The 1,377-nt window shown below is 48.7% G+C and carries 3 protein-coding genes; all 3 read right to left on the bottom strand.

The window, feature by feature from the left end; translation table 11 throughout:
- A partial coding sequence (locus tag VZT47_RS10435) for a sodium ion-translocating decarboxylase subunit beta (RefSeq protein WP_330224898.1) occupies positions 1-488 on the bottom strand: 488 nt, incomplete at its 3' end.
- 44 nt (positions 489-532) lie between these two features.
- Positions 533-661 carry an OadG family protein gene (locus tag VZT47_RS10430; protein WP_330224897.1) on the bottom strand — a complete coding sequence of 43 codons (129 nt, stop codon included), beginning with the start codon at positions 659-661 and terminating at the stop codon, positions 533-535.
- 124 nt (positions 662-785) lie between these two features.
- Positions 786-1,377 (bottom strand): SLC13 family permease (locus VZT47_RS10425; RefSeq protein ID WP_330224896.1); only part of this gene is annotated, 592 nt, incomplete at its 5' end.

The following is a 1,377-nucleotide window of genomic DNA, read 5'->3' as shown; positions in this document are numbered from 1 at the left end:
GCGCCCAGAAGATGGGGAGCCAGTTTGGAAGTCAGATAAATAGCGGTCGGGCCGTCAGCGCCACCGATGATGCCGATGGATGCTGCTTCCTGAACGTTGAAGCCAAGCATCATTGCGCCTGCGAGGGCTACGAATACGCCGATCTGAGCAGCTGCACCGAGGAGCATGGTCTTCGGGTTAGCAATCAGCGGACCAAAGTCGGTCATTGCGCCTACGCCCATGAAAATCAGCGGCGGGAAAATTTCGTACTTAATACCAAAACCAATAGCCATCATAACGCCCATATCGGTTTCAAAACCGGTATTCGGGAAGTTGGCCATAATATCACCAAATGCAATCGGCATCAGCAGAAGAGGTTCATAATCTTTTGCGATTGCCAGGTAGAGCAGAATCAGCCCTACCAGAATCATTACCATATTTTCCCAGGTCAGAGCGGCAAAGCCGGAGTCTGTCCATACGGAAGTGAGAGCTCTCAAAAAGCCATCCATGTTGTTTTACCTCCTGATTGGTTATTTTTTTATTTGTATTTCTATTATTTCTTAGCTTTCTTGGTTGGATCCACAACGTGAATCAGTTCAATGACGAAAGCCAGGAAAATCAGAACTACGAATACGATAACCATGTTGGTAATACAAATAGAAAGTGGGCCCGGAGTATCCATGTAAAATCCACCTTTCTTATTCAAGTATTTTTCAATACTCATGGGGAAACTGCCCCATACAGTATTTCCTTTCCCCAAATTCGGGGACTCCGGAAATAAAAATTTTTAAAATTGATCTCAGGAATTATCCCGGGAAGAATGGCCAGAAAATCGGGATAAGCAGTACGGATACGATGAAGGTAATCACGCAGAGCGGTACGCCGACTTTGACATAGTCATTGAAAGAGAATCCGCCAGGTCCGAGAACCAGGGTGTTTGGCGGGGTTGCCATCGGGGTTGCATAAGCCATGGAAGCTGCAATACCGAGTGCCATCAGTACCGGCTTCGGGTCAGCGCCGATGGACTGTGCAATGGAAATACCGATTGGTGCAAGAAGTGCAGCAGATGCGGTGTTGGACATGAACTGGGTCAGTACGTTGGAAATCAGGTACAGTACTGCGCAGAGTACGAGCGGATTTGGATGATCACCCATCATGCCTACGACGGTATCGGCAATCAGTTTGCCTGCACCGGTCTTATCCATAGCGGTTGCTACGGAAAGCATACCTGCGAACAGGAAAATGGTTACCCAGTCGATGCCTGCATAGGCTTCTTTTTCTTTCAGGCAGCCGGTGATGACGCAGAGGATTGCGCCGGTAACAGCGGCTGTGTGCAGCGGAACAGTCTTCAGTTTCAGAGCCATGGCAACTACTACGCCGATCAGGATGAGACCGGAG

This window comes from Dialister sp. (genome assembly GCF_036343215.1).
Taxonomy (GTDB): domain Bacteria; phylum Bacillota; class Negativicutes; order Veillonellales; family Dialisteraceae; genus Dialister.
The sequence above is the reverse complement of the archived record's forward strand: the minus strand, read 5'-3'. Positions and strand labels throughout refer to the sequence as shown.